Genomic DNA, 4,693 nt, shown 5'->3' on the forward strand with positions numbered 1-4,693 from the left:
TTACAAGAAGGCATCTCTTTTTTGGCCGTTATTTATCGAAGATGATTCATAATCAACCCGCGTGGAATACAATATAGGCATGATTTTGTCATCAAGATGATATTTATCAGAAGGTGTAAGCTGATTTTCAACAATTACTGTAAGTCTTCGAGATTTCGAAATTGAAAGATAATCAATCTTCTTACGGCCAAGTGGTACTTCAAGTTGTATATTGCTTAGTTTAAGACTAATCTCCTTTTCTAAAACCTTTGGATATTTTTTGAGATAGAGACTAAAGATGAATTCTTTTTCAGAACCTAATTTCCCTATATTTTTCACCCCTCTTTACGAGAAGAAAGAAGCAATGAACTGCCCCTTTTCTTCTCTTAATTAAATTGCCTTTTTGAAGCGATCAATTAGTTGGGAAATTTCAAGCATTTCCTTGATTTTGCTTTGCTCATCCCACTGACTACTTAGGATTTGCTCATTAATTTGTACCAATAGTTGCTTAGCATTCTTGTTTACAATTTCATCACCAATAAAAAAATCATTTTGTATCAAAACTTCTGGGAGCGATTGTTCATCTCTTTTTGAAGATGCAGCTTCAACAAAAGCTGTGGTAATAAGTTCGTAATACGGTATTTGTAACGCATCAGCGATTTTGAATACTGTGGGTAACCCAGGACTTTTGCGTTCCCCCTTCTCCAAGCGGTTCACATAGGAGCCTGAGACACCTGAACGCATTTCAACATCTTTAAGCGTCATATTACGGATTTCTCTGAAGTGTTTGATCAATAATCCAAAATTATCTGAAACCTGTAATCCAGACAGGTTTTCCCCTTTTTGATCTATTAACTTGTCCATGTTCACATGACATCATCCTTTCGTGGATTCTCTGTTGAGATCCTGAGATTTTTTGTATATTGTATTATAGTATTTTTCTAAGTCTTTCATTCTCTAAAACATAAACTATATTTAAGATATCAAATCTAATTTCGTTAACACACAATTCTTTAAAGTTACACCCCCGACACATGCTACTAATAGTCGTCATCGGAAAAGCCTCAAGTTCAAGTGGCCTGTTTTCTATGATGTCAGCAATATATCCGTACATTGCATCGACGGATATCTCAATTCTTTTATTCCGTTAGAACTAATCTTTTGCTCTTTACATCTTTTAAGAAAGTATTGAGTGAACTTGATAACATTGATTAGCTTCATCTCCTGTACCAATTAATATTTGATATAGTTACAAGACAATCCCTTCCCGTTGTTTTAAAGAGGTTCGAATGGTAACTCCATCCCAAAAATGAGGGCATCACTCCATTTTACTTATGGAGTGATGCCCTCATCCCATTATTACACCTCTTTCACGACCTTGTGTTTGTCTTCATAACTAATGCATATATCTTTCATAACATATCAGTATATACTCCGATATTATTCATAATTATTCAGTAATCTGTAATACAAATTGAGAAGGACAGAACTGTTCTTCTTTTTATCCCCACCTTAATCAGTAAATAATAATTGTTAATATGAACTATCTCTTTTCGTCTCTAAGCCCAAACATCCTGTCTAACTGACCAGTACGTTTTTGGTAAATAAAAGTTTATGAATACCTTTTCGATCACTCTTCTTTCATACCCTTCTATCTTTGTAGTCAACATGTCTTCTTTAATCCCAAGGAAAATTATCAGTTCTTGCTTGATTGATTTTTTGCCTGAATGATGAAAAATAGTAAAAATCACTTCATTAAAAGAGCCTTTCAATTCTAATTCGACTTCCACTTATGCTCTTCGGACGTATGTCTGTCTACTCGTCATAACATAGGATTTCCCCTTCCTTCAGAGGTATAAGCTGGCTTTTTTCATTAGATTTCACCTTTGATTATTTGACTGCTTTTTAAAAAATTTTTTAAATTGTTTTCTATCGTGTTTGTAAAACCTAATCAGTACAAGAAAACAAATCATTGGATAAAACCACGAAATGCTCCAGCAATTGACCAATTTCCACTCGATGACCTAACTAAATTCTCGAAATATCCCAAAAAAGAATTGTAGCCTTCCATCAAGATTTTCCCTTCCACAAAAATAACAAATAATGATACATCTACTTGCAACCAATTCCAAGAGTCCACTTGAATTTTATGACTGATTTGATTGTGTTGAAAATTATATATGCTCCGCTCCTTTGACAATTCAATAAGCTCTTTATACGAGGCATTTGTGACTCTATTCAATAATGCTTCAAATTCCTTAGTTTCGCTTTTGTTCTGTGGATACAATGAAAATTGGAACTGCATAAAATTATGTAATTGTATTAAGATTGGTTCCTTAATAACGAAAGTAATCTCGTTTTCATTCTCTCCATAGTTAAATAGTGACATATCCATTTCTTTATTCAACTTGCTTATTAACATTTCATTTGTTAGCTTCATTTTTGTCATTTTGTCTTTATGTACTGACATACGGTGGCATATACCAAGTTGGAGATACCCCATCTTTTCCCACTCCTTTTATTTGGTTCATTATCAAATTACCTTATGAATTACTCGCTTAATGATGAATTTATTCCTATCTCTTATCCCAACGATAATCTCATCTTTGTTTATAACAGCAAACGGTTCAACATCTTTGGTTTCAACGACTTGCTTCACCACTGTTTGCCTAATCTCTCTTTTTAATTTATCGGAAATATCGGTTTTGAATGTGATCATACTGACCTCCTAACTAATTAATTCCGTATAGCTATTTAATGGTTCTCTTATGGTTGAATCAAGTTTAAGTAGAGGTTCATAAATATTCTTCCGAGTATCACAGCCACTTTCTTCCCACATCATGTTTCAGGTCCAAGCAAAAGTATACTCACTAACTCCTCCCTTGATTGATCAGGAAGGATTTGTATTAAACGTTGCAATCCTATACTAAAGACCAGCATTAAAATTACCTCTTTCATTTCTTCGTCGCTCCACCAAAAATCTGTTCCCGTGAACTGCACTTTTTCTTCATTGAGGACTGATTTTCCGAAGACTTCGTATGGAATTTCCTGTTCGTATTTTCTTGGAATTATGTTCATATTAATTCATCCTTTCTTAAAATAGGATTTAGTAGAGCATAGCTTATTAAAAAGCATTTATTCTCTCTGTCCATGTACTTATGCCACTCCTTTTAGAGCCAGTATGAGGGGAGATAGGCGGAGATTTTTCAACAAAATGTAAGGATAGAACCCTATATATCAATTTCCCCCTTTAACCTGATTTCTCCTATTTAATTAGAACATCATCGTTTTAAAGTAGTAGCCAATAGTAATACCCGTAGCGAGCATAAGTAAGTCTGATATCACCCCAATTATTACATTTTGTGCGAATTGCTTGTTCTTCATTTTTGCCACCAGTACCTTCATTTTGTTCATCCCTTCCACTTTTTTGTCACCAATTAATCTCAATAATGTTGCTTTGAAAACAAGATTAGAAAAAACAAAAACGCCCCGTCGATAACGGGGCGTTCATTTTTTTTTTATATAGTTGTGAGGTTTGGTTTAAAACGATCTTCATCATTTTCATCCTGCCTTCTAATATTGGTTACTTATTCCAATATCATAATTGATTACACCAAGGTCGTCAATAAAAAACTATTTACATCTATAACCTATCTATTGGAGAGGTAAATAGATCTTAATACCATGATATGAACATCTTGTCTCGGCCTCCTAATCTTATTTAATTTAATTCTAACAACTGTCTTTCCCCTCTTATCATTTCTTGTTTTACATATTCTTGTAGGTTACTTGAATTTGCATAATTAATCAGTTCTATACACTTGTCTACAGTTTCACGATCATTATTGTTATCACTTCCCTTTTCAAGTTCAAGCTTGGTAGAAGGTACACTTACAATGTTTTTAATAAAGAATTCCTCTCGCTTATCTAAAGAGCGTGAATAGTATCTGTCTGTCAGTGAATATATTTTTTTCAGGTAATCCACAATACTTCTCAATTCCACATCATTAGGAGTTTTTGATCGAATATTTTCCTTAGATATAAACTCATGAATGTTCAAGTAAAAAAGAGGGATTAGATATTTCAGAGAATAGAATTCCCATTTTAAAAAATCATTTGGTTTTGTTTTGTAAATTAACCCCTTCTTTGCAAAATGATGAGGCTCACATACCTCTATTACAAAATAAGGAATTTTGCTGTCATACGTTCTTTTTATTGCTATATCCGTACTCAAATGCCGATTTGTCAATGGATTGATAATCTCACTATGTTGATACTCAGATTCATGAAAATAAGGATTCATGATGCACAGAATTTTTATCACCAGTGACTGCCAATATTTCCGTTCACTTTTATGACAACCAATACATTCTTTATTATTGAAAGTCACGCCTTTACATTGTGCACACATACTGTAACCTGACGTTAAATTATGTCTATAACTTCTTAGATATATAGGTAATGAAGGACTTATTACGTTTTCTAATGTTTTTATTTCCATAAAGATATCTCCTCTACAATATTTTTTGATTTAACACTACAGCAACATTGTTTACAATTTCCCCATGGGAAATACACCTAAATTAAAAATAGGAAAAATTAACTATTTTAATATTCTGATTAAGGTGGAATACTATATAATTTCACGCGTGTTGATTATGAATAATCTTCCATAAATAAACGACAAAAAAGAGATGCCCTCTTGTTAATTGTA

The 4,693-nt window shown here is 33.0% G+C and carries 7 protein-coding genes; all 7 read right to left on the minus strand.

Annotated elements, in window-relative coordinates; translation table 11 throughout:
* Nucleotides 1–318: a hypothetical protein gene (locus tag BTO30_RS13220; protein WP_075399195.1), complete on the minus strand. Its 318-nt coding sequence runs from the start codon at nt 316–318 to the stop codon at nt 1–3.
* A gap of 51 nt (nt 319–369) precedes the next feature.
* The gene (locus BTO30_RS13225) at nt 370–843 is read right to left on the minus strand and encodes a helix-turn-helix domain-containing protein (protein ID WP_245796464.1); all 474 of its coding nucleotides are present in this window, start codon (nt 841–843) and stop codon (nt 370–372) included.
* A 695-nt stretch (nt 844–1,538) separates the two neighbouring features.
* Nucleotides 1,539–1,769 (minus strand): hypothetical protein, encoded by a 231-nt coding sequence (locus tag BTO30_RS13230; protein WP_075399197.1) that lies wholly within the window; start codon nt 1,767–1,769, stop codon nt 1,539–1,541.
* 179 nt (nt 1,770–1,948) lie between these two features.
* Nucleotides 1,949–2,482: a hypothetical protein gene (locus BTO30_RS13235; RefSeq protein WP_075399198.1), complete on the minus strand. Its 534-nt coding sequence runs from the start codon at nt 2,480–2,482 to the stop codon at nt 1,949–1,951.
* A 30-nt stretch (nt 2,483–2,512) separates the two neighbouring features.
* Nucleotides 2,513–2,698: a hypothetical protein gene (locus tag BTO30_RS13240; RefSeq protein WP_075399199.1), complete on the minus strand. Its 186-nt coding sequence runs from the start codon at nt 2,696–2,698 to the stop codon at nt 2,513–2,515.
* A 119-nt stretch (nt 2,699–2,817) separates the two neighbouring features.
* A complete protein-coding gene (locus BTO30_RS13245) occupies nt 2,818–3,057 on the minus strand; it encodes a hypothetical protein (protein WP_075399200.1) in 240 nt (79 codons plus the stop codon).
* Between the two features lie 643 nt (nt 3,058–3,700).
* Nucleotides 3,701–4,480, minus strand: a complete 780-nt coding sequence (locus tag BTO30_RS13250) for a hypothetical protein (RefSeq protein ID WP_075399201.1) — start codon at nt 4,478–4,480, stop codon at nt 3,701–3,703.
* Nucleotides 4,481–4,693 lie beyond the last annotated feature (213 nt).

This window comes from Domibacillus antri (assembly GCF_001936625.1).
Taxonomy (GTDB): Bacteria; Bacillota; Bacilli; order Bacillales; family Domibacillaceae; genus Domibacillus; species Domibacillus antri.

What these genes read in the sequence shown, in the direction of transcription:
- BTO30_RS13245 (WP_075399200.1), bottom strand. Translation starts at nt 3,057, where the DNA reads ATGAACATAATTCCAAGAAAATACGAACAGGAAATTCCATACGAAGTC.
- BTO30_RS13225 (WP_245796464.1), bottom strand. Translation starts at nt 843, where the DNA reads ATGGACAAGTTAATAGATCAAAAAGGGGAAAACCTGTCTGGATTACAG.
- BTO30_RS13240 (WP_075399199.1), bottom strand. Translation starts at nt 2,698, where the DNA reads ATGATCACATTCAAAACCGATATTTCCGATAAATTAAAAAGAGAGATT.
- BTO30_RS13250 (WP_075399201.1), bottom strand. Translation starts at nt 4,480, where the DNA reads ATGGAAATAAAAACATTAGAAAACGTAATAAGTCCTTCATTACCTATA.
- BTO30_RS13235 (WP_075399198.1), bottom strand. Translation starts at nt 2,482, where the DNA reads ATGGGGTATCTCCAACTTGGTATATGCCACCGTATGTCAGTACATAAA.